The 22,423-nt window shown below is 38.5% G+C and carries 22 protein-coding genes, 1 tRNA gene and 1 pseudogene; 10 read left to right on the forward strand and 14 right to left on the reverse strand.

The features are described from left to right. Together BK009_RS11440 and BK009_RS11445 are read left to right on the forward strand one after the other, a co-directional pair. Complete coding sequence (locus BK009_RS11440; RefSeq protein WP_100909619.1) at positions 1-612, forward strand: (Fe-S)-binding protein; 612 nt, start codon at positions 1-3, stop codon at positions 610-612. Between the two features lie 94 nt (positions 613-706). After that, positions 707-1,240 carry a DUF2115 family protein gene (locus tag BK009_RS11445; protein ID WP_100909620.1) on the forward strand — a complete coding sequence of 178 codons (534 nt, stop codon included), beginning with the start codon at positions 707-709 and terminating at the stop codon, positions 1,238-1,240. Positions 1,241-1,266: 26 nt separating this feature from the next. Here BK009_RS11445 and BK009_RS11450 read toward each other — a convergent pair. The 4 genes and pseudogenes from BK009_RS11450 to BK009_RS11465 form a co-directional block, all read right to left on the reverse strand. Then, a pseudogene (locus tag BK009_RS11450) lies at positions 1,267-2,241 on the reverse strand (SDR family oxidoreductase). A gap of 213 nt (positions 2,242-2,454) precedes the next feature. Then, positions 2,455-3,105 (reverse strand): potassium channel family protein, encoded by a 651-nt coding sequence (locus BK009_RS11455; RefSeq protein WP_100909621.1) that lies wholly within the window; start codon positions 3,103-3,105, stop codon positions 2,455-2,457. Between the two features lie 459 nt (positions 3,106-3,564). Continuing rightward, positions 3,565-4,053, reverse strand: coding sequence for a TIGR00288 family NYN domain-containing protein (locus BK009_RS11460; RefSeq protein WP_100904943.1), 489 nt, complete (start codon positions 4,051-4,053; stop codon positions 3,565-3,567). A 379-nt stretch (positions 4,054-4,432) separates the two neighbouring features. Further along, the gene (locus BK009_RS11465; RefSeq protein ID WP_100907374.1) at positions 4,433-4,894 is read right to left on the reverse strand and encodes a GyrI-like domain-containing protein; all 462 of its coding nucleotides are present in this window, start codon (positions 4,892-4,894) and stop codon (positions 4,433-4,435) included. 170 nt (positions 4,895-5,064) lie between these two features. Here BK009_RS11465 and BK009_RS11470 point away from each other — a divergent pair, with 170 nt between their 5' ends. From BK009_RS11470 to BK009_RS11485, 4 genes are all read left to right on the forward strand, one after another. Next, a complete protein-coding gene (locus BK009_RS11470) occupies positions 5,065-5,616 on the forward strand; it encodes a nitroreductase family protein (RefSeq protein WP_100909622.1) in 552 nt (183 codons plus the stop codon). A 22-nt stretch (positions 5,617-5,638) separates the two neighbouring features. Then, on the forward strand, positions 5,639-6,133 hold the full coding sequence (locus BK009_RS11475; protein ID WP_100904940.1) for a GbsR/MarR family transcriptional regulator: 495 nt from the start codon (positions 5,639-5,641) through the stop codon (positions 6,131-6,133). 18 nt (positions 6,134-6,151) lie between these two features. After that, the gene (locus tag BK009_RS11480; protein WP_100909623.1) at positions 6,152-7,093 is read left to right on the forward strand and encodes a (Fe-S)-binding protein; all 942 of its coding nucleotides are present in this window, start codon (positions 6,152-6,154) and stop codon (positions 7,091-7,093) included. A gap of 197 nt (positions 7,094-7,290) precedes the next feature. Beyond that, a complete protein-coding gene (locus tag BK009_RS11485; protein WP_100904938.1) occupies positions 7,291-7,902 on the forward strand; it encodes a TMEM175 family protein in 612 nt (203 codons plus the stop codon). A 136-nt stretch (positions 7,903-8,038) separates the two neighbouring features. Here BK009_RS11485 and BK009_RS11490 read toward each other — a convergent pair whose 3' ends face one another. Then, a complete protein-coding gene (locus BK009_RS11490; protein WP_232727973.1) occupies positions 8,039-8,500 on the reverse strand; it encodes a GyrI-like domain-containing protein in 462 nt (153 codons plus the stop codon). A 155-nt stretch (positions 8,501-8,655) separates the two neighbouring features. On the opposite strand from BK009_RS11490, the gene BK009_RS11495 reads away from it, so the two are divergent. Continuing rightward, positions 8,656-11,181, forward strand: a complete 2,526-nt coding sequence (locus tag BK009_RS11495) for a PocR ligand-binding domain-containing protein (protein ID WP_100909624.1) — start codon at positions 8,656-8,658, stop codon at positions 11,179-11,181. Between the two features lie 60 nt (positions 11,182-11,241). Here the strand turns inward: BK009_RS11495 and BK009_RS11500 are convergent, their stop codons facing one another. Together BK009_RS11500 and BK009_RS11505 are read right to left on the reverse strand one after the other, a co-directional pair. Then, a complete protein-coding gene (locus BK009_RS11500) occupies positions 11,242-11,706 on the reverse strand; it encodes a DUF3795 domain-containing protein (protein WP_100909625.1) in 465 nt (154 codons plus the stop codon). 61 nt (positions 11,707-11,767) lie between these two features. After that, positions 11,768-12,466 (reverse strand): class I SAM-dependent methyltransferase, encoded by a 699-nt coding sequence (locus tag BK009_RS11505; protein ID WP_157809732.1) that lies wholly within the window; start codon positions 12,464-12,466, stop codon positions 11,768-11,770. 291 nt (positions 12,467-12,757) lie between these two features. On the opposite strand from BK009_RS11505, the gene BK009_RS11510 reads away from it, so the two are divergent. Together BK009_RS11510 and BK009_RS11515 are read left to right on the forward strand one after the other, a co-directional pair. Then, on the forward strand, positions 12,758-14,047 hold the full coding sequence (locus tag BK009_RS11510) for an alpha/beta hydrolase (RefSeq protein WP_100909627.1): 1,290 nt from the start codon (positions 12,758-12,760) through the stop codon (positions 14,045-14,047). 78 nt (positions 14,048-14,125) lie between these two features. Beyond that, complete coding sequence (locus BK009_RS11515) at positions 14,126-14,632, forward strand: CDP-alcohol phosphatidyltransferase family protein (protein WP_100904933.1); 507 nt, start codon at positions 14,126-14,128, stop codon at positions 14,630-14,632. A gap of 38 nt (positions 14,633-14,670) precedes the next feature. Here BK009_RS11515 and BK009_RS11520 read toward each other — a convergent pair whose 3' ends face one another. From BK009_RS11520 to BK009_RS11530, 3 genes are all read right to left on the reverse strand, one after another. Then, positions 14,671-15,438 carry a CPBP family intramembrane glutamic endopeptidase gene (locus tag BK009_RS11520; RefSeq protein ID WP_100904932.1) on the reverse strand — a complete coding sequence of 256 codons (768 nt, stop codon included), beginning with the start codon at positions 15,436-15,438 and terminating at the stop codon, positions 14,671-14,673. A gap of 103 nt (positions 15,439-15,541) precedes the next feature. Beyond that, on the reverse strand, positions 15,542-16,090 hold the full coding sequence (locus BK009_RS11525; RefSeq protein ID WP_100909628.1) for a flavodoxin domain-containing protein: 549 nt from the start codon (positions 16,088-16,090) through the stop codon (positions 15,542-15,544). A 14-nt stretch (positions 16,091-16,104) separates the two neighbouring features. Continuing rightward, positions 16,105-16,599, reverse strand: a complete 495-nt coding sequence (locus BK009_RS11530; RefSeq protein WP_100904930.1) for a MarR family winged helix-turn-helix transcriptional regulator — start codon at positions 16,597-16,599, stop codon at positions 16,105-16,107. A 263-nt stretch (positions 16,600-16,862) separates the two neighbouring features. Between BK009_RS11530 and BK009_RS11535 the strand changes: the two genes are divergently transcribed. Next, a complete protein-coding gene (locus tag BK009_RS11535) occupies positions 16,863-18,887 on the forward strand; it encodes a copper-translocating P-type ATPase (protein ID WP_335645297.1) in 2,025 nt (674 codons plus the stop codon). A 124-nt stretch (positions 18,888-19,011) separates the two neighbouring features. On the opposite strand, the gene BK009_RS11540 is transcribed toward BK009_RS11535, so the two are convergent. From BK009_RS11540 to BK009_RS11555, 4 genes are all read right to left on the reverse strand, one after another. Then, on the reverse strand, positions 19,012-19,683 hold the full coding sequence (locus BK009_RS11540) for a class I SAM-dependent methyltransferase (protein WP_100909629.1): 672 nt from the start codon (positions 19,681-19,683) through the stop codon (positions 19,012-19,014). Positions 19,684-19,765: 82 nt separating this feature from the next. Further along, positions 19,766-20,371: a PH domain-containing protein gene (locus BK009_RS11545; RefSeq protein ID WP_100909630.1), complete on the reverse strand. Its 606-nt coding sequence runs from the start codon at positions 20,369-20,371 to the stop codon at positions 19,766-19,768. Positions 20,372-20,578: 207 nt separating this feature from the next. Continuing rightward, positions 20,579-22,018, reverse strand: coding sequence for an RDD family protein (locus BK009_RS11550; RefSeq protein WP_100904927.1), 1,440 nt, complete (start codon positions 22,016-22,018; stop codon positions 20,579-20,581). Positions 22,019-22,279: 261 nt separating this feature from the next. Beyond that, positions 22,280-22,363 (reverse strand) — tRNA-Ser (locus BK009_RS11555). Between the last annotated feature and the right edge of the window lie 60 nt (positions 22,364-22,423).

Raw genomic sequence — 22,423 nt, forward strand, 5'->3', positions numbered from 1 at the left:
ATGGAAATGAAAGAACTAAAATTTGATATTTTCAAAGAGGGGCCCCTGGTAAAAAGTGTTTCCATAACCAAGATAATGCCCTGCATGGCTGAAGAAGGAAGGGTTAAACTAGCAATGCAACTTGATTCAACACTTGATCAGGTAATGCCCACATTTGCAAGTAAATTCCCTCCGGGAAAGGTGAATTATATCCCCCACAAAAAAATCCTAACACTTAACACCCACGAAAGGGTTATATCATTTTTCCCATCCGGGAAAATCATGATGATGAACACCAGGGACCCGGAAGAAGGGATTGAAATAATAACCGGGTTTATGGAAAAAATAAACCAGTGCTACCTGGAAAGTGAGAGTGGAAATGGTGGCGAGGATCTATCAGAAAAACTATCAAAGATTGGACCATTAAACCTCTACAATTGCCTCCCCCAGACCAACTGCGAAGAATGCGGAACTGCCACCTGCATGGCATTTTCCATGAAACTACTCTCTGGAGACAGCACCCTGAAACAGTGCAAACCGCTCTTAAAGGCGGAAAACAGTGGAAAATTGAATTCATTGAGGGAACTCTTAGGAGATCAACTAATGGAAAGCCTGGGATGGGTAGGGAACTAGCAGTTTAACGCAAAATATTAAAAAATAAATTTTTTTGGGAGATTATCAAAATTTATTCCCTCCTAAATTAACATTATAAAAAGAGAGTCACGGTATGTTAAACAAAGTTAAAAGTTTGACTTTTCAGGGTCAAACCACTAAAAACGAGCTTTTAACGCTACTTCGTGAAGATGCTCGAAAGTTGAATCTTTCGGATATCGTACGATGCAGTCTTCAAATTCAACAAGTAGCTGAATGCATACATACCAGCTATAAGAGTGAATATATAAAGGCTGAAACAGCATTCATGATCCGTATCCGGGAAGTTAAAGAGGATAACCTCCGTTACTCCGGTAAATTGGATGTGGAGGAGTTGAACACTGCCATTGACATCCTTTCTCAACAGGAAAAACTGGGAGAAAACATGCAAGAAACGGATCCGACTTTTCTCAGGATATACTCCATCCTATCTTTATATACTACATTCATTAGGGATGAACCCATCCACCAAGTGGGAACCCTTTTCCCGGGAGGGTTTACGGTTAAAAAGGAGGGGGATAAGTACACTTGCCCGGTGAAAGATAATAACGATAATAATCCGTTAGCGGTATGTCCTTTTTGCATTGCCGAGCAGGATGAAGAGGTTTAATATTTATTTTACAAAGGATTATTCCACTAACGATTTTTCCTAAACCATTCCACAGAATCTTCCAGTGAATCTTTAATGGGGCGAGGATTGTAACCTAGATCTTTCCGGGCTTTTAAATTACTTATATCACAATTACTTACCAATACTTCGGCTGAATAACTGGTGAAGAGTGGTTTGCTTTTACGGTTCCGGTAATACAGTGGAGCTAATTTCCCGGCGGCAACAGCCATCCAATGGGGAAATTTTAGCCAGGGGCGTTTTACTCTGGTGATTTCTTCCAGTACATCCATTAATTCAAGTACTGTGATCTTTTCACCGGACAATATGTAACTTTCACCTGCTTTTCCCCTTTTACAGGCCAAAATAAGCCCATTTGCCACATCCCTCACATCCACAAAGTCATAGGCTCCGTCAATGTATGCCTTTAAATCTCCTTTCATATAATTCAGGATCAATTGGCCCATTTGGGATACATTGTAGTCACAGGGGCCTATTATCCCACTGGGGCAGACGATCACTCCATCAAGACCTTTTTTCACTCCTTCTAAGACTTCCAGTGATGCCAGGGCTTTGGTTCGATCATAACCTCCCCTGGAATATTCAGGCTGGTAATGGCAGTTCTCATCAATCCGAGTCACATGTGGTGGTTCCATTAGGGCGTGAACTGAACTGGTGTAAATTAGGAGATCAACATCACTCCTGAGGCAGGCTTCCACCACATTACGGGTTCATTCCACGTTAAAACGGTAGAGAAGCTCATCCTGTCCAAGCATTATGGAGATAATTCCTGCTAGATGGAATGCCACATCTACACCATCAAATGCGGGTAAAATGGAATCAAAATCAGTTATATCTCCAGTAATGCTTTCCACATCTAGTCCAGAGAGGGATGTGATGTCATCTCTGGGAATGGTCAAAACTCTAACATCCCCTCCACGCCTAATTAGTTTATTCACCAGAACGTTTCCAATGTGTCCAGTGGCACCAGTAACTAAAATCATGCTTGGCCCCCAAATTTTATATCATTTATTAATTTACAAACAATCTTAATGAATTTATTTAATTTACCTATTTAAGAGTTGGGGCTTTAAATTGGTCAGATTTAGAATTTAACATCCATTTATAGGGATAATAAATTTTGGTAAAAATAAACCTAAAATAGAAAATTATACATGAATTGGACAGTTCAATGATTTAAAATTAGACAGTAAGTGTTATTTGGTGAATCTTTGCATTACTTCACGGGCAGACTTGGTCTTCACCAGAATAGAAACCTTCATACCCTTTTTCAGAACTATGTCTGGTTTTGGAATGGTTATATCTCCGTTTTCATACACTGCCACGATTATAAAGTCTTCGGTAGGGCTGATATCTCCCACTCTCTTGCCAACCACCTTCTCATTTTCCAGGTTAAAATCAAGTAGTTCGGCATCACCCTTCCCCATCACTACCAGGTCAGCGATTTTAGGTCTGATAATCAGTTTTTCCAGGTAACTGGCTGCGGTGATCTCGGGGCTGATAACCGAGTCAATACCAACCTTACGGAATGCCTCAGCATGACTGGGTTCACTTACCCTGGCAATTATTTTAGGAAGTTTGAACTCCCTCACCAGGATGCAGGCCAGAAGGTTAGCTTCATCATTTCCAGTGGCGGCCACAAAAACATCTGCACTGGACACATTAGCCTCTTCCAGAGTTTTGGTGTTGGTACCGTTACCACAAATCACCAGTGCATCCAGTTCTGCTGCAGCATTGGTGCATAAATTTTCATCATTTTCAATAAGAGTAACATCATGACCATCTGCAATCAAGAAAGAGGCCAGGTTCAAACCGACTCTTCCACCACCCATTACAACCACGTACATTTTGAAACACCTTTTAAGCAGCAATCAACATAATAATGACCATAATAATCGCACCAATCACCTTAAAGATTTAGTATTGAAAATGATAGTGCACCATATAGAATTAGTCGCTATCTATTAATAATTATATACAGTTTGCAGAATATCTTGAAACTAAAAGTGTTGGACCGGACTTAAAGATAGACCCTACTTTCCATATAAGTTTTCCGACAAATAGTAAAAACTTTATTTTAAGATTTTTCCCCATAATCATAGGGAAAAATCTAAATATCAATTGAAACTTGTTGGGTGAAGAATTAAGGATGTAAATGGAATTGGATACTGTATTAATGTAAAAATTAGGGAATGGTCTTTATTTCAATTGGATTAATTATCCAATTTGATTTTTAATTCTAAAAAATAGTATTTTATTCGAAAAAGAGTAGTAAGGGGGTGTTTAAAAAGTTATAAAAAATTTACTTAAACTGCCCCATGGGGTTGGTGTTGTTTTTTCAACACTATGGTACTGTCTGCGGAGTTTTTAAGGGCGATACTAAAACCAGGTTCTGCTCCAATAACCAGGGTTTCTTTCCCGTTTTCTTTGGCAATGTTGATCAGTGGTAAAAAGTCAGTGTTCCTGGTCATCAGGGCCACCACATCCACGTTGGGGTTGTGTATGGCTTCAAAGGCTTCAACTGCCATTTGAACATCTATGTCTCCGGCTACAATAATAGGGGATAAACCCTGGTTAACAATGGCTTCAATAAGTTTATCTGATGCATACTGGTTTAGGAAAACCTTCCCCACCTTTATTTTCCCGTAATCTGCAAGTATTTCTTGTACTACGTCCAGATCAAAGTTGAATTCCTTTCGTAGCATGTTAGGCCCATCAATTAATAAAGCAACACTTTTAACATGAGATTCTCCCATTCGAGGGATGTATTCTTTAAATTTTTCGAGGTTACGCATTTTTCCTCCTGGTTCTATTCAATGATAAACACGAGCCAGTGTTTTAATATAATATTATTAATAATTTTATAGTTCTTATCATTATTCTTAAATGTTTGTTTTTTAAGCTTTTTAAACCATGCATGACATTGAATTCATATGGTTTCAGTCATAACGATTCTTGATATGGTCCTTTTAATTCTTTTGGAATTAATTAAGAACTAGTCTATTTTATTTAATCCCAATAATAAATAGCTATGCCCAAATTACACCCAAATATCTGATAAATCAAGAGAAATTTAAGCAGCCCTAAATATGCTGATTATCTTTTGGAATACTTTATTGGGTTAAATCTAGATTTTACTTATAAAAAAAGTTTAAAAAAAAGATTTCTCTGAAATTATTTCATTTTTATAACTGGAAACTGTACTTCGGTTAAAAGTTCGCTTTCCGGAACTTCTTGGGGATCGTTGAGGTACACTTCAGTCACTGGCCCTACAATATCGTAACCATTTTCAACAGCATAATCCACCACGGCATGTATAACTGGCCCAACCTTGGTATAAGGTCCTTTGTGAATAGCTGACAGAACCGTGTGTTCAGGGATTTCTTTGATACCTATTTTACCTTCGGCCACGGCATCTCCCTTAAATGAAAAACCAATCTCGTATCTCAAGTCTTCCTCAGCCACATCTTCGGGGCTGTTGTAGTAGGTTCCATAAACCCGGCCAGCCATTTCAAGCTTTTTTTCCATAATCCATTGTCCTACTTCCTGTATGTATTCAGGAATCTTATCATAAGTTCCACTGTGTGGAATGTAAGCCACTTTGGCTTCTTCAATTCTTTTTTCTATTACTTCCATGGTTCCACCATAACCTTAGATTTGTTTTTCATTTGGTACATATTTTATTGATTGTTAAATGATCATCATTTCCCGAAACCTTTATATATGAACTTCACCAACTATTCATAACTTTCAGTAAGTACTGAAAATTAAGAAAATAGTAAAAGTTTTTAAATGGGGTTTAGAAAATGAATGAAATTCTAGAAACAATTAAAACCAGAAGAAGTGTTCGTAAATATCAAGATAAGCAGATTAAAGATGAAGAACTGGAAAAAATCTTAGAATCAGCCATATACGCGCCTAACGGGGCCAATACTCAATCCTGGCATTTTACAGTAATTCAGAATAAAGAGCTGATAAACCAGATCAATGAAGGGGCTAAAGAAGTGATGAAAAAGATAGACATCCCCTGGATTGCCAACATGGGGAAATCAGAGGACTTAAACATCTTCCACCATGCACCAACGGCAATTATTGTATCTGCCAATAAGGAAAGCCCAACTCCAACTGAAGATGCTTCGGCAGCAACACAGAACATGCTCCTGGCAGCAGAAAGCATGGATATAGGATCCTGCTGGATTGGTTTTGCCAAATTCTACTTCATTAACTTGGAAAACATGAAAAAATTCAAAATACCTGAGGGTTATGAAGTTAAATCTGGAGTTGCTCTGGGTTACAAGGCCGGAGAAAATCTAAAAGCCCCAAAAAGAAATAGAAACGTGTTCACTTACTTCAGATAATTTAGAACTTGGAAATGATAATATGGTGAAAAATGAAGATTCTCCCAAGGAAGAATTTAAAAAGGCTATATATAACAGTTTCAGAGCTTTGGGGGTGGATGATTTCCCCTCCATGCTGATGTCAGTTCTTCAAAGTGAGCCGGAAGAGATATCACTAGGTGAACTATCCCAGATGACTGGTTACAGTCTCTCTGCATTGAGTACCACTCTTAAGGCCATGGAAGAAAACAACATGGTGAAACGGTTTAAAAAACCAAAATCACGGAAAGTCTACGTTTTCATGGATAAAGACCTGGTTACACTCTACACTGAGCTCCAGAAAAAACGTTATAACCAGTCGTTGCTACCATTTTTTCAAATACTGCCCAGAATAATCCAGAAATATAAAGATAAAGAAGAATTTAAAAGCGAAATTGAGATGTTGGAAGACTTCGGGGAGCAGTTAAAATTTTTAGATGAACAAAGCCGAAAATTTATTGAAGAATTAGAAAAATGGAGAGATATCAGGGGAAAATAATTTAAAAGAGGTTGTAAAATGAATAAAAATTTGGATAAAGGGTTAAACCGGAGTTCTGATTGCGCTCCGATAAGTTCCCTCTACTGCAATTTGAAGTTAAGGATAACTGGTGATCTCAAAAATAAAGACCTGGAAAAACTTTATAACTGTAATTTATGCAATCATTGTCATCTTGCAGGGGTTAATCAAAGTGCAAGGGAAAATGTGGTGAAAAAGGGAATCATAGCTCGGCATGTTGCAGAAATCAGGGAAAAAATCGCTAAATTCGGGAATTCCTATGGGATTGAAAATGAAAAAGGGGATGATGGGACTTCGAATACAGAAACCCTGTTATTTAAAGGATGTACACCTACTTATAAAACTCCGGAAATACTCCTGGCAGCAGAAAATATTCTGAAAGCCGAAAAAATAGATTACAGTAACCTCGATAATGAAACCTGTTGTGGTAACATACTGTTCAATCTGGGTGATGTGAGTGCTGGTGAAGAAGCCGTAAGAAGAAACATTGACAAATTTAAACAAAAGGGAGTTAAAAGAATCATAACCTTGTGCCCGGGATGTTATAATGCACTTAACAAATATTACCTGGGTAATGATGGATTCAACCCTGAGATAATCTTACTCGCTGATTTAATCAGTGAAATTACCATTAAAGGTAAATTCAGCATTCAGGATCCCTGCCACGCACGGGAAAAGGGGCGAGTGGTAAGAAACATCCTTCCTCATTCAAAAAACAAAACTAACAGTCCCTGCTGTGGAGCTGGAGCAGGGGTCATGGCTCATAACCCGGTAATGGCCACCAGTAAAGCCCTGAAATCTTTCGAAGACAATAAAACTACGGTGACATATTGTCCCTTCTGTTACCTTAATCTGACCCGAGTAAAACCAGGAAAAGTAAAGGACCTATACATATTAATAGATGAAAATAAAGCCATTAACCCTGAAATCAGCCCCTATTAGGATACTAAGTTTAATATTCCAGTAGTTGAATATTACTAAGGATTATTTGTAATAATTCACGAAATGTACTCATTACTTATGGTTTTGGCTGATAAGTTCCTGGGTAGGGGGTTAATTTAGGTTTATGAGGTAAGTGGGTCATATCTATAATCTAAAACCCCCATAATTATATCTTAAATGAAAAAAACTATATTTTCATGACAACAAGTTATTCTGATTCAATAAATAATTGGGTGACCACCAGTCGTATTGAAACACTGGTAGATGGTATATTTGCCATTGCCATGACCCTCCTGGTTTTAAGCATAGGTGTTCCTGATGTATCTTCGGTATTGAATGAAGCCGCATTACAACAGCAACTGTGGGATTTATGGCCCAAACTACTAAGTTATGCCCTTAGTTTCTGGATACTGGCCGGGTTCTGGAGGGTTAATCACCAGCAATTTTTCTTCATTAAACATTCCAACACTACTTTGATCACCATCAATGTTTTCTGGCTGCTTTTCATAGCAATGGTTCCTTTTTCCACCGAGATAATTGGAGAATTTGGTAACTACTTTACAGCCAATATGATATTCCAGTTGAACCTGTTTTTTGCCGGTGTCCTGTATTGTGTCAACTGGGTCTATGCAGTCCGTAAAGGATTGGTAGATGAAAAATTAGATGAATCATCCAAGAGGATGGTTACTCGAAGCAGTATGATTCTACCATTTTTATCCATAGTAGCCCTTGGATTGTCTTACTACTTCTTTGCCTGGGCTAATCTTGTGTATTTAGCCAATCCACTAATAAAAAAAATCATCCAGTAAAATAGTGGTAGAGTAGGGATAAATATTACACCCTACTCCTATCACTACATTTTTTTTCTGATGGCAGGATGCGTATTCACCCATTATACAACCACCAGTAGTCTTCAAACTTCGAGAAGATTACTTACAAGATATTCTACTCTTTAATCACTGGGAACTGAACTTCAGTTAAAAGTTCACTTTCGGGAACCTCATCTGGACTATTGAGATAACTTTCCAGAACCGGGCCCATTATCTGGTAACCCTCCTTTTGAGCATATTCAACCAGGGCCATGTAAACTGATGCTGCCTCACCGTAGGGTCCTTTGAATATGGTGGAAACCACCTGGTGTTCTGGAACTGTTTTTATCTGAATATCCCCCTCACCATTTAGTTCACCAACAAAGGCCGCTCCCACTTCCCAATCCAGTTCTTCTTCTGATACTTCCAGTGGATTGTTGTAATACAAACCGTATACTGGTATTTGTATCTCCACATTCTGGGTCATAAGCCACCCCACCACTTTTCCCAGAGTTTCCGGGATCTGCATATAACTACCTTTCATGCGTATGAATGCCATCTGCTGCTGGGGAATCTTTTTTATCTCAATTTCCATCATCACACTTCCAAATCATTCTTTTAGTTTCCAAATACACATCATTTAGATTAAATGTGGGCTGGTGATATAAATGAAGTTTTTCCAAGGGTTTGAAAAGTATTATAACTGCACCGAAATTATTATCGTTATTTTATTAATTTAGAAGGGATATAATAATGGTTAGTACATTCCATGTGAGTGACAAAATGGCCAGTTACACCTTCTTAGACTTAATTGATCCAGAAAGAATAAAGAAAATACTGGAAATATTCCATGATCTTACCGGTATAACTTCTACTTTAATAGATTCTGAAGGTAACATCTTAACTTGTGCTGATGGAACCTGGGTTGCTGCGGGTTGGCAGGATATATGCATCAATTTCCATCGAAAGCATCCAGAAACACTTAAAAGGTGTCTTGAAAGCGATACGCATCTTTCTGGTAATTTAACTGCTGGGGAGAAATATTCCTGTTACCATTGTCTTAATGGGTTGGTGGACATGGCAGTACCGGTTTATGTGGGGGGTGAACATTTAGCTAATGTATTCGCTGGCCAGTTCTTTTTCCAACATCCAGATGAGGATTTCTTCAGAAAACAGGCCCAAAAATATGGTTTCAACCCGGAAGAATATATAAATGATTTAAGGAAAGTCCCGGTTTTCGATGAGGATTATATCAATAAAGGAATCAAATTTTTAGTGGAATTAGCTGAAATAATTGGTGAAATGGGATTGAAGGAGAAATTACTCCTGGAAACCAATGAACAACTTGAAAAAAGCCATAAGGAACTACTTAAAGTAATAACTTCCATGCCTATTCCCATGGGCATTATAAACTCTCAAAATGGGACGATAGAGTTATTAAATGATAAATTCACAGAATTTACAGGTTACAGCTTGAATGAAGTCCCTGACATGAAAACATGGTGGAAAAAAGCATTTTCAGACGAAATTATCCGAGAAAAGACTAGGAATGATTGGATTCATCGTAGAAAAAATGTTGAAATCACTGGTGATGATATTGTTCCCGTGGAATCTGAAATTACTTCTAAAAAAGGCTTAAAAAGAGTAGTAAGATTCTATCTGAGGCCCATGGAAAATTTTGACATAGTATCCCTGGTTGATTTAACGGAAATACGTAAAGCTGAAGAAAAGGAGCGCCAGTACTATCAGGAACTCCATACCATAAATGAAACATTCATCCAACTTCTCGGTGTCCAGAGTGATGTGGAAATATTCAAGATAATAGGAAAATCAGTTAAAAACCTTTTACCATCTTCCATGGTCACCATAAGTTCCCTGGTGTCAGATAAAAGACATATGAAAATTGTGGATGTTTTGGGGCTGGAAAAATTCACAGATGCCCTGGAAAAATTCAAGATAGACCCATTCGCATTGACTTTTTCTTTAAGTGAACTGGATTCAAAATTACTATTCCTGCACCAGGAGGGGAAACTGGTCCGATCTGAAGAAGGCATATATGGGGTTGTAATGGGTAAAATACCTCGCAAAGTATGTGAATTAATAGAAAGATTTGTGAATATTGGTGAAGTTTACAGCATTGCTTTTTTATGGGAAAAAAACCTTTATGGGGGTTTGGTTATTCAAATTCCTCAAGGAGAAACCCTACATCATAAAGAAGCCATTGAAACCATTGTCCATCAGGCTTCCATTGCCATTCAGCGCATTAGGGCAGAAGAAGATCTGATTAAAAGTGAAGACAAGTATCGGGCCTTCATCAACTCCACCTCGGACATGGCCTATCTCAAGGATAACCACTTTAGATATGTAATGGTTAACCAGGCCAATCAAAAGTTTTTCAACCGTACTGAAGAAGAAATCCTGGATAAAACTGATTTTGATTTAATGCCTTTAGAATCGGCTCAGAACTGCCGTGAAAGTGATGAAGAAGCTTTAAAAAATCAGAAAATACTTGTTACTGAAGAAATAATTGGAAAAAAGATATATGAAACTTTGAAATTCCCGGTGAATATTGGGAATGAAAAAATGGGGGTGGGAGCTTTCATCCGTGATATTACTGATAAGAAGAAAGCTGAGAAAGCCCTCAAAGAATCTTTGGAAGAAAAAGAAGTTCTCCTAAGAGAAATTCATCACAGGGTTAAAAATAACATGCAAATAATTTCCAGCCTATTAAATCTGCAGAAAAAGTATGTGGAAGAGGAGGAAACTGTTAACATCCTGGTAGAGAGTCAGAACCGGATAAAAACCATGGCCATGATCCATGAGAAACTCTACCAATCTCCCAACTTAACCAGTATAAACTTCAAGGAATATACCGAAAAACTGGTTAATGATCTCTTTTATTCCTATGGTAAGAAAATGAGTGTAATTAAAACTTCTTTCCACATGGAGGAGGTTAAAATAGGTCTGGACACAGCAATTCCATGTGGTCTGATTTTGAATGAACTGGTAACCAATAGTTTGAAATATGCCTTCCCTGAGGATAGAACTGGAATTATAACAATTAAATTTAGATCAGAAGGTGAATATTTCATTTTAAAAGTATTAGATGATGGGGTGGGAGTGCCTGAGGATATTAAACTGGAAAATAAGGATACATTAGGTTTTCAATTGGTAACCAGTCTGGTAAAACAGTTAGATGGCACAGTTCAGATGGATAGGTCCCATGGAACATCTTTCACCATCAAATTCAAGGAACTGCATTATAGCGATCGAATGTAGATTAATGGGCATTTATCACTAGACAAACTAATATCTCACTACACCCTCAAATTTAACCGGTTAAAAATCCCGTTTACCTTCAAGAAACCTTTCAACTCCCTCTTTTTTGATTTTTCTAAGATTTCTAAGATTAGCATCATTATGCACTGGTTTTAAGAAGTTGAACTTCGCGCAGTTTTCAAATTCATCACACTGCCAGCAGCCCTGATATTCATTTTTCAGGGCACACTGGGCAATTTCACAATACTCAGAACGTGAACTACCCTTACATCCTTTGCATCTTAAATTTTCCATAGCTCCTAAACATTGGAAACATTCAGGGTAACTTTTAAATTCTTTAAAGGGAATAACTTTTGCCACTTCATCAAACTTGTATTTTTTCAATTCTTCTCTCAGATCTCGGGCTAAATCAGCAATCGAACCGGTATAACCATGACAATCTCCACAGTAGAGTCCACAGTAACTAACTAAACTCTCATCAATCTCGGTTTCACTTATATTTCTAGTTAATTTTTTTTTATCCATTTATTCCCCTCCCATCCATTATTATTCTTTCTTTAATCCACAGGATATGGGTTTCCAAATTCTACAATTTAGAACATATATAACTAATTAGATTTTCTCCTTCAACTTCCACAGAATCAATTGAAAATCCAGATTTCACCAGTAATCCTTCCATAATCCAGTCATAGGTGCTGAACTCATCACGGATATGGGTGTTGGTTTCACTGGCCAGGGGAGCACCGGCAAGATCCCGTATATTTTTTATCATACCTTCAATAGCCCTTTGATGGTCCTGAACTGGGAAGGTGAATACTACATCAAAAAGATATAATTTACCACGGGGTTTTAGAATTTCTGCTATTTTTAAAAGTGCCACGGATTTCCAGAAATCAGGCAGATGGTGCAATGCTAATACAGAGATGATTTTATCCACTTCACAAGATGCTTCATGATTGTAGGTTAAAAAGCCTGCATGGTGAGTTTCAATATTTTCTATATTTTGTTTTTCAGCCTTTTCATTGAGAATGCCCAGCATCTCTTTTGAAACATCAACACCGATAACCTTCTGACAATACTTGGCCAAATTTAATGTAATTCCCCCTGTTCCGCAGCCAAACTCCAGGGCAGTGTCTCCTGGTTTAACATTCAACCGACGGATAATTACCTGTGTTTCTTCTTCAAAATTCCGGAACTGGTGTTGATCATCATATTCTCTGGCTATTTCCGGATTTAAATAATCCACTCCAGATTGTTTTTCATTATAATACCATTCTGGGTTCATTTTTATTTTTCCCCTCATAATCCCATTTAACAGGAAAAATTCCTCTTTTACCTAATTTTTCCTTTAAAATCCTTATTTTAGGCATCCATCTCCAATATTATTATGTTGATTAAGATTAACTACTTTAACACATATATTATGAACTGGCATCAGCTAATCTGATATCTCACAGTATGGGCTATTTAGGAATATGTCGATTATCAAAAGACTGATGAGTACCAGTTATGTGCCATTTATTTATATCAGATAAAATCATTTATAATGAAACCCTATCTGGAATCAGTGATTTTTATGAGTTCTTTAAATTTTGAGAATCAAAAGGCATTAGCAGAGAGATTTGTCTCCCAAATGTTAGAGAAAAATTATGACAGGGCAGCCAGCCAGTTTGATGACCAGATGAAAACTGCTTTTCCTGAATCTGAGTTAAAAAAGTCATGGCAACGTGTAACTCTACCAGCAGGCGATTTAATCCAGATGGGTGTGTTGCAAACTGCTGAAATGGAAGGACACCGGATTGTTAGTGTCAGATGTCAGTTTGAATTGTCTGCTATTGATGTACAATTGGTATTTAATAGTCAGGGCCAAATTAGTGGATTGAGTTTAATTCCCTCAAAAACTGAGTACCATCCACCTGCATATGTAGATATTTCCACTTTCCAAGAGGTGGAAGTGACTATTGGGAATGGTAAATGGGCAGTGCCAGGTACCCTTACAATCCCAAATAGTTCTTCTGATAATACTGAATCGTTTCCAGGTGTGGTGCTGGTTCATGGTTCCGGCCCCAATGATCGGGATGAAAGTATTGGCCCCAACAAAATATTCCGTGATCTGGCATGGGGTTTGGCTTCAAAAGGAATTGCAGTGCTAAGGTACGATAAGCGAACCCTTAAACATGCTTCAGAGTTTACAGAAAGCCTGATTTCAAAGATGACTGTTAAAGAAGAAGTCATTGAAGATGCACTACTGGCAGTAAACTTAATGCGCGAGGCACCTGAAATCGATTCAAAAAATGTTTTCTTGTTGGGTCACAGTTTAGGTGCGTCTGTTGCCCCTCGTATCGGAGAGCAGGATCCGGATATAGCAGGATTGATTATCATGGCCGGGAATATCCGCCCACTTGAAGATACTATCTTAGAACAATTCACCTACCTTTACAGTCTGTCTGGATCTATGACTGATGAACAGAAGGCCACACTGGAATCTTTGAAGGTTAAAGTTGCCCGTGTCAAGGACCTCAAACCTTCGGAGGAAGTTCCATCTACAGAACTACCTTTAGGAATCTCTGCCACATATTTCAGGGATTTAGGCAGCCACCCCACTGAAGAAATCCTTAAAAAACTGTCCATGCCAATGTTGATTTTGCAGGGCGGACGTGATTACCAGGTTTCACCCACCAATGACTTTGAAATATGGGAAAAAGAATTGAAAACCCGTGATAATGTGTATTTAAAACTTTTCCCCAGTTTAAATCATTTATTCATTGAAGGGGAGGGTAAATCAACCCCACAGGAATACGGGGTTGAGGGTCATGTTAGTGAAGAGGTGATAGAAGTTATCAGTCAATGGTTAAAAGTTGGGTAGAGCCAGACATTTAATCTGTTAAATAGCTACCTTTCATTTCCTTTATTTTTCCTTTATTCCCATCTGGAGGATCAATAAATGTCATATAAATCCCATATACCCAATGCACTAACATCCATCAGATTCCTGGCCGGTCCCATCTTTTTTTACACATTCTTAAATGATTTATTCTCAGCATCACTTTTTATACTAGTTTTTTCAGGCATTACCGATGTATTGGATGGTTATGTAGCGAGGAAAATGGGCACATCCTCAGATAAAGGAGCATATCTCGATGTGACTGCGGATTTTCTCCTGATTCTAATTTGTTTCGGGGCCTATATCATCAGAGGATGGTATGATCCCCTGATCATGGGGTTAATCATCACCATGTTCTTGCTTTTCGTGGCCACATCCGGCTTTGAGAAACCAGTTTACGATCCTCTGGGCAAATATCTGGGAGCTTATCTCATGTTAATGATATTAATCTCCCTCATATTCCCTGAACGAGTTATATGGCAATTATTGCTCATTTTGTTGATAATAATCTGTTTAACATCTGTCCTAACTCGCTTCTTCTTTATGCGCAGATCATATAGTTCCTAAACCTTTAAGTTGATAAACTTAAATCGCGCTGAACTTTACTAGATTAATGAAGAAAGTATCAGGGGGAACATGACATGCAACACTATATCTGCAGAGAAGTGACTGATCATGGCTGATTCCAATCCTTTTTTCCAGTAAAGCCAACCAAATATTATTGCACCAATTCCGTTCAGTACTATGGCTCTGGCAATTACCAGGGGGGTGATGGCGGTTATTGATCCAGTTATAGGCAAGTGTCCGACTCCGAAGAGAATGGCAGTTATTATAATGGCTAACCATATTCCCACTGTGGTGGGCTTCCCCTCTGGGGTTTTTTTAATTTTGTAGAATATCCAGACTATAACTGTCATTACAAATAGTCTAAACAATATTTCCTCCCCAATACCACCATAGAAAGATGCTAAGAAGCTCTTCCAAACTGGTACTGTCAACTCTGCACCCTGGAGAATACTGGATGCTGATGTGAAGATGAAGCTAAATAAAATGATTAAAACACCGGCAAGAACTCCTAACTCTACTGAAATTCCTAAAATTGATTTAAAGTAGTTTCCTACTTCTTTACCTTCTAACCAACCCTCCAATATGGGTATTTTGAACCCAACACGTTTATATAGGGTTAAACCAACCAGGATGGCAATTGCAAACAGAATTATGCTTTGTATTAATTGTGCAATTAGAACAACCGGGGTGAAAACACTGGCTAATGCCGGGCTGAGTGCCAGGGCATAGGGAAGGACCAGCACACTGGCAATAATACTCGTCACAAAAAGAATCAGAAATAATTTCCAATTAATGTTTAATTTCATATTTGTCACCTACTCAATACTTAATTTTCATGTTCATCAATATTATTCAACGTATTTGAGGAGTATAACCTTTTGGTGTTATTGATAAAGTTAAGTAAACTTATTATCTTTCATTTTTTAATAGATCTGTTAGATTAAGCGCCCAACTACGTATACCCTCCCAGTCACGGAAATCATGACGTTTAGTTGGATCTAATCCCTTTTTTTCCAAATCTTTTTTGAAAAATCTTTTGGTGAGGTTAAAGGCTATTCCATGTTTGGCATCAGGGTCATAAACACTACCAAAAAGTCCGGTTGCCACTGGTTGATTTACCAGATTCTTGGCTGCCACTTCATCCAGGTATTTCTCTTGGCCTTCAGCCTGACTATCTTCTTCATTGGCCGCACCACAACTAACAAATAGGGCCACCTTCTTCTCCGCTAGGGAGGATTTATTGTTATTTAAGAATTTAAGGGATCCTTTGGTCCATTTACCCATCTTTATCCCACTTCCCACTATCACCAGGTCGTAAGGGGTGGCATCACAATCCTTGATCCTTCTGATATCGACCAAGTCAACTTCCACTTCTTCTTCCTGAATAAACCTGGCTATTTCTTCTGCTATCTCTGCAGCGGTGCCGTATCGACTTCCATATGCAACTAACGCTTTCATGAATCATCAACTCCTTATTTTTTAGTTTCCTTGTATAATTCACTGGATGTTCTTTCCAGTTTACCCATTATTTCAAACAAATTTTTTATATCAACATCTTCCAGTCCCTGGAATAATGAGACTATGGATTTAGTATTTTCTGGAGTTCTCTTGTCCCAGTACTCAAAACATTCTGCTGTGACTTTTAAACGGTTGATACGCCTATTTTCAGGGTCTCGTTCTATTTTCAAAAATCCTCTAGCTTCCAGACGAGTGGCTAGTTGTTTCACATTCTGGTGGGTAGTGCTCATGGCATCAGCCACCTCTTGCATGGAAGGAGGATTTCGAAAGGCATTGGCCATCACGATCATCATCAGCCATTGTTTGGTGGTTATCTGGTCATCGGCCAGATCTTTGCCGATTATATATCCCCATCTCTGCTGGATAAGGAATAGGACTATTAAGATGTATTTTTCCATCTCCAACCTTTCCGAACGGTATTCTTCCTTAATTTCATTTGAATCCTTCATTATTTTACCCGCATGGTTTTTACAACACTTTTATGTGCTTCAACATATTTATTTCCATTCTAGGAGCCCCTTACCTGGAAGTAGAATGCTACAAAAATTATGATTCCCAGTACAGTGACAATTTCCCAATAGGTAATATATTACATATTTAGGTAATATATTACCTAAAAAGTACGATTTACTATATAAATTTTGTGGTGGTACCCATAAAAACATAAAATTCAAAAACCTATTATAAAATAACAGGGAGGGGGCTGATTAAATTGAAAAATTCACATTCCCACCACAAAATGGGACACCAAACAAAATCAGATGACCATGACCATGATGGAGATGGGCATGATCATCATCACATGATTGAAGATTATAAGAGACGTTTCTGGATTTGTCTAATTTTAACCATTCCTATACTTATTTTATCCCCTCATATCCAGCACATCTTTGGAGTGCATGATATCCTGATGTTTCCAGGTGATGTTTACCTACTCTTCGCCCTATCATCAGTGGTATACTTTTACGGGGGCTACCCCTTCTTTCAGGGAATTTACAAAGAACTTAAGGTGAGAAATCCAGGAATGATGACCCTGGTGGCCGTGGCAATCACCACTGCTTATCTTTACAGCAGTGCAGTGGTTTTCGGACTTCGGGGTGAGTTATTCTTCTGGGAACTGGCAACCCTTATCGATATCATGCTCCTGGGCCACTGGTTAGAGATGAGGTCAGTGATGGGTGCCTCCCGTGCCCTGGAGGAACTGGTGAAACTGCTGCCCAGTCGTGCCCATAAGTTAATGCCTGATGGGGAGACTATGGATGTTCCCCTGGAGGATCTGTCAGTGGGTGACCAAGTGTTAATCCGGCCGGGAGAAAAAATCCCAGTGGATGGGGAGATAATCAAGGGCGAGACCAGTATTGATGAATCAATGCTTACCGGTGAATCAAATCCAGTTTACAGAATTCAAGGCCAAAATGTAATTGGTGGTGCTATCAACGGTGACGGAGCTATCCGGGTGGAGATCCAGAAAACAGGGGAGGACTCTTTCTTATCCCAGGTGATAAAGCTGGTGGGAGAAGCTCAAAAAAGCAGTTCACAGACCCAAAACCTGGCGGATCGATTCGCAATGTGGCTGACTGTAATCGCCCTCACCTGTGGTTTCATAACTTTAATAGTCTGGTTGGTAGTAACTGGCCAGGATATGGCCTTCTCCTTAGAAAGGGCGGTGACAGTAATGGTCACCACCTGCCCCCATGCCTTGGGTCTGGCCATACCGCTGGTTGTTGCTGTTTCAACTGCTTTAGCCGCTGGAAACGGACTTTTAATTCGTAACAGAACATCATTCGAGAATGCCCGAAACATAGATGCGGTGATTTTTGATAAAACCGGTACTTTAACCCAGGGTAAGTTTGGAGTGACTGATATAATACCCATTGCTGATGGAATTGATACTCGTGAAGTTCTAAAGTACGCAGCATCACTTGAAGCCTATTCTGAACACCCCATTGCCAGGGGGCTGGCTAAAGAAGTTGATGAACACTATCCTGTTGATAAATTCCAAGCCATTCCTGGCAAAGGGGTTAAAGGAATCATCCAGGGCCGTAGGGTGGAGGTGGTCAGTCCTGGCCACCTCACAGAAAGGGGATTTACCCTGGATAATGAAGAGTTGAATGAACTATCCCGGGAAGGAAAAACCATAGTTATGGTACTGGTTAATGGAGTACTTACCCTGGCAGTGGCTCTGGCAGATATCATCCGGCCAGAATCAAAGGAAACAATTTCCAGTCTTAAAAGTATGGGCATTAAATGTATCATGATCACCGGGGATAAAAAAGAAGTTGCTGAATGGGTTTCCAGCGAACTGGGACTGGACCAGTACTTTGCAGAAGTTCTACCATACCAAAAAGCAGGGGAAGTTAAAAAAATACAGGATGGAGGTTTCACCGTGGCCATGACTGGTGACGGGATTAACGATGCTCCCGCCCTGGCCCAGGCTGATGTGGGAATAGCAATTGGGGCGGGGACTGATGTGGCCATAGAAACTGCAGACATAATCCTGGTCCGGAGCAACCCCCTGGATGTCCTTAAAATAATCCAGCTAGCCGGTTCCACCTACCGTAAAATGGTGGAGAACCTGGCCTGGGGGGCAGGATACAACATATTCGCCATACCCCTGGCAGCAGGTGTCTTATCAGCATATGGAATCATCCTAACCCCTGCTATGGGGGCGGTGTTGATGTCCGCCAGTACCATCATTGTGGCGGTTAATTCCCGATTTTTGAGGATGGGGAAATAGATTTTTTCATTATTTGCCCTAAGAAATCTATTTCTACATTTCAATTTTCAGAGTATATGCATGGTTTAAATCTGTGGTACATTTTCTCTGATTATTTGAAATCCATAATTAAGATGATCACAATTCAATTTTTCTGCAAAATGTAAAAAATAGAACAATTATCTTCTGGATTGTTCTTAAACATTTTAATTTCATTTTCTTCATCTTCCAAAGCCTGCTGGACTTGGGGATTATCAATATATTTTTCCTGCAAATCTTTAATGTGTTTTTCATAGGGCCGGAGGAATTGAGACCACCAGATGCGATGATGAACCATAAAAGAATCCAGTAACCTGTAACCTGATTTTTCAATGATGTCCTTCTTTTCCACGTGTTTCTGGTAGGGATCGTGAACCACCAGAAAACCATTATCTTTAATTAAGCGCCTCAAATCTTCCAATCCCTTCTGGAAACCAATGGCGAATATTGATCCTTCGGCCCAGATAATATCAAAACTTTCATCAGGAAAATCCAAATCCAATAACGAACAATTCAAGGTTTTAACTTGTTTTTCAAGTTTTTCGGATTTCATTTTTTCATCAAGATAATCAAGTGCATCTTGATCTATATCAGTGGCCAGTATCTCCCCACCACTAACCCTGGCAAGTTCAAGGGTAGGAACTCCAGTACCACACCCCACATCAAGTATTTTAGGATTATCTATTTTAGGAAGTTTGAAAAAAGCATTTCGAGTATATATATTCAAATTCTGCCGGAAATGATCTTTATTTATTATTTTTAAAGTATTAGTGTGCATTATTTAATCCACCTTTTTCTGAGAGTTATGGGTAAACCTTAAAATATTCTGAAGGAGGCCTGTTCTATAGAATCCAAGAACCTTATTTTTCAGATATTTTCTGGAGTAACTCCTTTATTTCCACCAGTTCATCAATGATCCTTTCTGGAAGATCTTCAGGTTTTCCAATGGGTTCTTCAAAGGTTTGGACACCAACTGGTTTTTTGCCCTTCACCCGGTCCATGATAATATGCCTGAGTTCTTCAAAACCTTCCACACCATCTATGGTTATTTCCGAAGAGTTTCCCCATCCCTGGTTGGGATTGGAATAACCGGCAGTTTGAATTTTTAACGATCCTATACTCAACATACGGGATATAGGTCCCTGGGCAATATCTATATTGGTGATTCGATTATAGGGGATAATACCTGTGTTTTTAAACCACACACCCCTTCTCCATTCTACTTCTTCAGAATCCAGTTTGTAACTGATGGAGGTATAAAATTTGGGGATCCAGTAAATAACAAAGATCAGGATCAACAGGAGTGGAACAGAAATGATAAGGGTTATCCATGATGCTACCATAAAAGCCAGGGGAATGTACCATATAAGAACCGAGAAAATAATGGTAATTACAAAGTATATAAAATAAAGGTTTCGCAGCTGTTTCGCAGGGTTAAACTCCTCTCCAATTTTCCAGTTAACCATATCATCACCTTTTAATGGGGTATATGTTTATTTATTTAATTGTACATCTGATTTACTTCATAAAAATATTGAAGATCTTGAGGGAAGATCTTTTGGAAACTGTTTATATTTTTGAAATTCCCCTTATAACTTAATTTCTCACTAGAATCAGGGAAAGTAGATGAAAATCACCACGGGATTGGAATAATCTTCAAACCAGTAAATCCATCAATCTCTAATTACAATGGTTCCGGCAACCATATCCCCAATTCTCTGTTTTCTATCAGACTTTACACTCACTATCAGACCCAATAAACCTGGTAGGATGAATGGAATCATATCTGCAACTAGGAATAGATTCCTTAAAATACTCTGCTGGTAGCTGATGGGTTTTTGAGTATCTTCAGCCACTACCCTAAGTCTCATGACTATTTTACCTATAGTTTTACCATTTTTTTCCATTAAAATCAGATAAAACAGAATTATGATGATAGTTAGGATTATCCATATTCCTGAAGCCAGTTCAGGGCTTAATATATCAGGGTTGGGAATGGTTAAGGTTAAAAACATCATTATTGCCAGTAAAACTCCAGATAGAATCGTAAATAGCATCATGTCAATTAAGAAGGCCACTAACTTTCTGGGGATGGAAGCATACTCCCGGGCTATTGGTTCCCCACAGTTCATACAATAAGTGGAAATACCTGGGTTGATGGTTTTACAGTCAACGCATTGGATTTCTGATGGAATGTGGGGGGTTTCATTTAATCTGTGCTGAGTTTTGAATATTAACGATAATTTATCACTTTTTTTCCAGAATACAACGGCCAAAAGGATGAACGGCAGGATGAAGTAGGGAACACCCAGGGATGGTTCAAATCCCATGGTAAACATGGATGGCAAGTCACCCATGAAATCCACACCATTTACCATGGTGGTTACCAGGATGTTATTGGCAATATGGGCGCCAATAGCAGTTTCCAGGCTGTTTTCTCCCAGGGTGATTATTCCCAGTACAATTCCAAAGATGAACATGTTAAAAACTGCTGTCAGGCTTGTGGCAAAATTTTCACCATTCCAAAAATGTCCAATGGCGAAAATAACCGAAGTGAAAAAAAGGGGAAGGAATGGTTTCCGGGTTAAGAGTCCTATTCCCTGCATTAAATACCCTCTGAAAAATATCTCTTCGAAAGAGGCTTGTATGGTAAAAATAATTAAACTCAGAATTAGGAGGGTTAAAAATGGTAGATCCAGGGATAGTTTAACTGATGAGGGGTTGAGGAGCACATCCAAGAGGATGGCAACTCCCATAATCAGGGACCAGAGACCAGCCCCCTTTAACATCCTCTTCCAATTAAAACGGTTAACAGTGTTGATCATGTTAATAATCTGTTTATGATGGATAAAACGGGAAAAACCATAGAAAATTAAAAAAGACAGAGTATAATATATCCCCAGAGTTACAATAAAAAGCAGGGGAGTTATCCCCTCTGTCACTTTATCTGGATTTATATCCATGTCAGTGGGAGGGGTGAGGATAATAAATGGAATTAACATCAATAGAAGAAGTATAAATGACCCTATCCAGGTTGTGATGCTAGTTAGGAGATATCTCCACCAGTTATTTTTTCCCTGGCGGGCATTGTCCAAAAAGGTTATTCGGTCCATTTTATCTTAACCAAAATCAATTTTATAGCCAATAAAGTCCTGGTTTTAATCGGATTAATATTATAATCTGTTGTTTTAGGGGTGTTGATGTTTTTTAGTGAATTGAAGAATATTGCTGTATTATTTATCCATTGTATATTAATATTACTGTCTATTTCAATAAAAACGGTAATCATAATAAACCTGAATTCATTGAAATAAAATGAATCAGGATATTTTTAAATTATTTTTAACAAAAAAATCATTAGATTTTAATTTAAGCGCCGGGACTGGGATTTGAACCCAGGATGAGCATCGCTCATAGGATTTCGAATCCTACGCCTTACCTGACTAGACTATCCCGGCATGCACATTGAAATTAAATTCACCTGGCATTAATATTTTTGGTTGATAAGTCTTCTTGGT

It is taken from the genome of Methanobacterium subterraneum, assembly GCF_002813695.1.
In the GTDB taxonomy this organism is placed as follows: domain Archaea; phylum Methanobacteriota; class Methanobacteria; order Methanobacteriales; family Methanobacteriaceae; genus Methanobacterium; species Methanobacterium subterraneum.

What these genes read in the sequence shown, in the direction of transcription:
- BK009_RS11440 (WP_100909619.1), top strand. Translation starts at nt 1, where the DNA reads ATGGAAATGAAAGAACTAAAATTTGATATTTTCAAAGAGGGGCCCCTG.
- BK009_RS11445 (WP_100909620.1), top strand. Translation starts at nt 707, where the DNA reads ATGTTAAACAAAGTTAAAAGTTTGACTTTTCAGGGTCAAACCACTAAA.
- BK009_RS11455 (WP_100909621.1), bottom strand. Translation starts at nt 3,105, where the DNA reads ATGTACGTGGTTGTAATGGGTGGTGGAAGAGTCGGTTTGAACCTGGCC.
- BK009_RS11460 (WP_100904943.1), bottom strand. Translation starts at nt 4,053, where the DNA reads ATGCGTAACCTCGAAAAATTTAAAGAATACATCCCTCGAATGGGAGAA.
- BK009_RS11465 (WP_100907374.1), bottom strand. Translation starts at nt 4,894, where the DNA reads ATGGAAGTAATAGAAAAAAGAATTGAAGAAGCCAAAGTGGCTTACATT.
- BK009_RS11470 (WP_100909622.1), top strand. Translation starts at nt 5,065, where the DNA reads ATGAATGAAATTCTAGAAACAATTAAAACCAGAAGAAGTGTTCGTAAA.
- BK009_RS11475 (WP_100904940.1), top strand. Translation starts at nt 5,639, where the DNA reads ATGGTGAAAAATGAAGATTCTCCCAAGGAAGAATTTAAAAAGGCTATA.
- BK009_RS11480 (WP_100909623.1), top strand. Translation starts at nt 6,152, where the DNA reads ATGAATAAAAATTTGGATAAAGGGTTAAACCGGAGTTCTGATTGCGCT.
- BK009_RS11485 (WP_100904938.1), top strand. Translation starts at nt 7,291, where the DNA reads ATGACAACAAGTTATTCTGATTCAATAAATAATTGGGTGACCACCAGT.
- BK009_RS11490 (WP_232727973.1), bottom strand. Translation starts at nt 8,500, where the DNA reads ATGATGGAAATTGAGATAAAAAAGATTCCCCAGCAGCAGATGGCATTC.
- BK009_RS11495 (WP_100909624.1), top strand. Translation starts at nt 8,656, where the DNA reads ATGGTTAGTACATTCCATGTGAGTGACAAAATGGCCAGTTACACCTTC.
- BK009_RS11500 (WP_100909625.1), bottom strand. Translation starts at nt 11,706, where the DNA reads ATGGATAAAAAAAAATTAACTAGAAATATAAGTGAAACCGAGATTGAT.
- BK009_RS11505 (WP_157809732.1), bottom strand. Translation starts at nt 12,466, where the DNA reads ATGAACCCAGAATGGTATTATAATGAAAAACAATCTGGAGTGGATTAT.
- BK009_RS11510 (WP_100909627.1), top strand. Translation starts at nt 12,758, where the DNA reads ATGAGTTCTTTAAATTTTGAGAATCAAAAGGCATTAGCAGAGAGATTT.
- BK009_RS11515 (WP_100904933.1), top strand. Translation starts at nt 14,126, where the DNA reads ATGTCATATAAATCCCATATACCCAATGCACTAACATCCATCAGATTC.
- BK009_RS11520 (WP_100904932.1), bottom strand. Translation starts at nt 15,438, where the DNA reads ATGAAATTAAACATTAATTGGAAATTATTTCTGATTCTTTTTGTGACG.
- BK009_RS11525 (WP_100909628.1), bottom strand. Translation starts at nt 16,090, where the DNA reads ATGAAAGCGTTAGTTGCATATGGAAGTCGATACGGCACCGCTGCAGAG.
- BK009_RS11530 (WP_100904930.1), bottom strand. Translation starts at nt 16,599, where the DNA reads ATGAAGGATTCAAATGAAATTAAGGAAGAATACCGTTCGGAAAGGTTG.
- BK009_RS11540 (WP_100909629.1), bottom strand. Translation starts at nt 19,683, where the DNA reads ATGCACACTAATACTTTAAAAATAATAAATAAAGATCATTTCCGGCAG.
- BK009_RS11545 (WP_100909630.1), bottom strand. Translation starts at nt 20,371, where the DNA reads ATGGTTAACTGGAAAATTGGAGAGGAGTTTAACCCTGCGAAACAGCTG.
- BK009_RS11550 (WP_100904927.1), bottom strand. Translation starts at nt 22,018, where the DNA reads ATGGACCGAATAACCTTTTTGGACAATGCCCGCCAGGGAAAAAATAAC.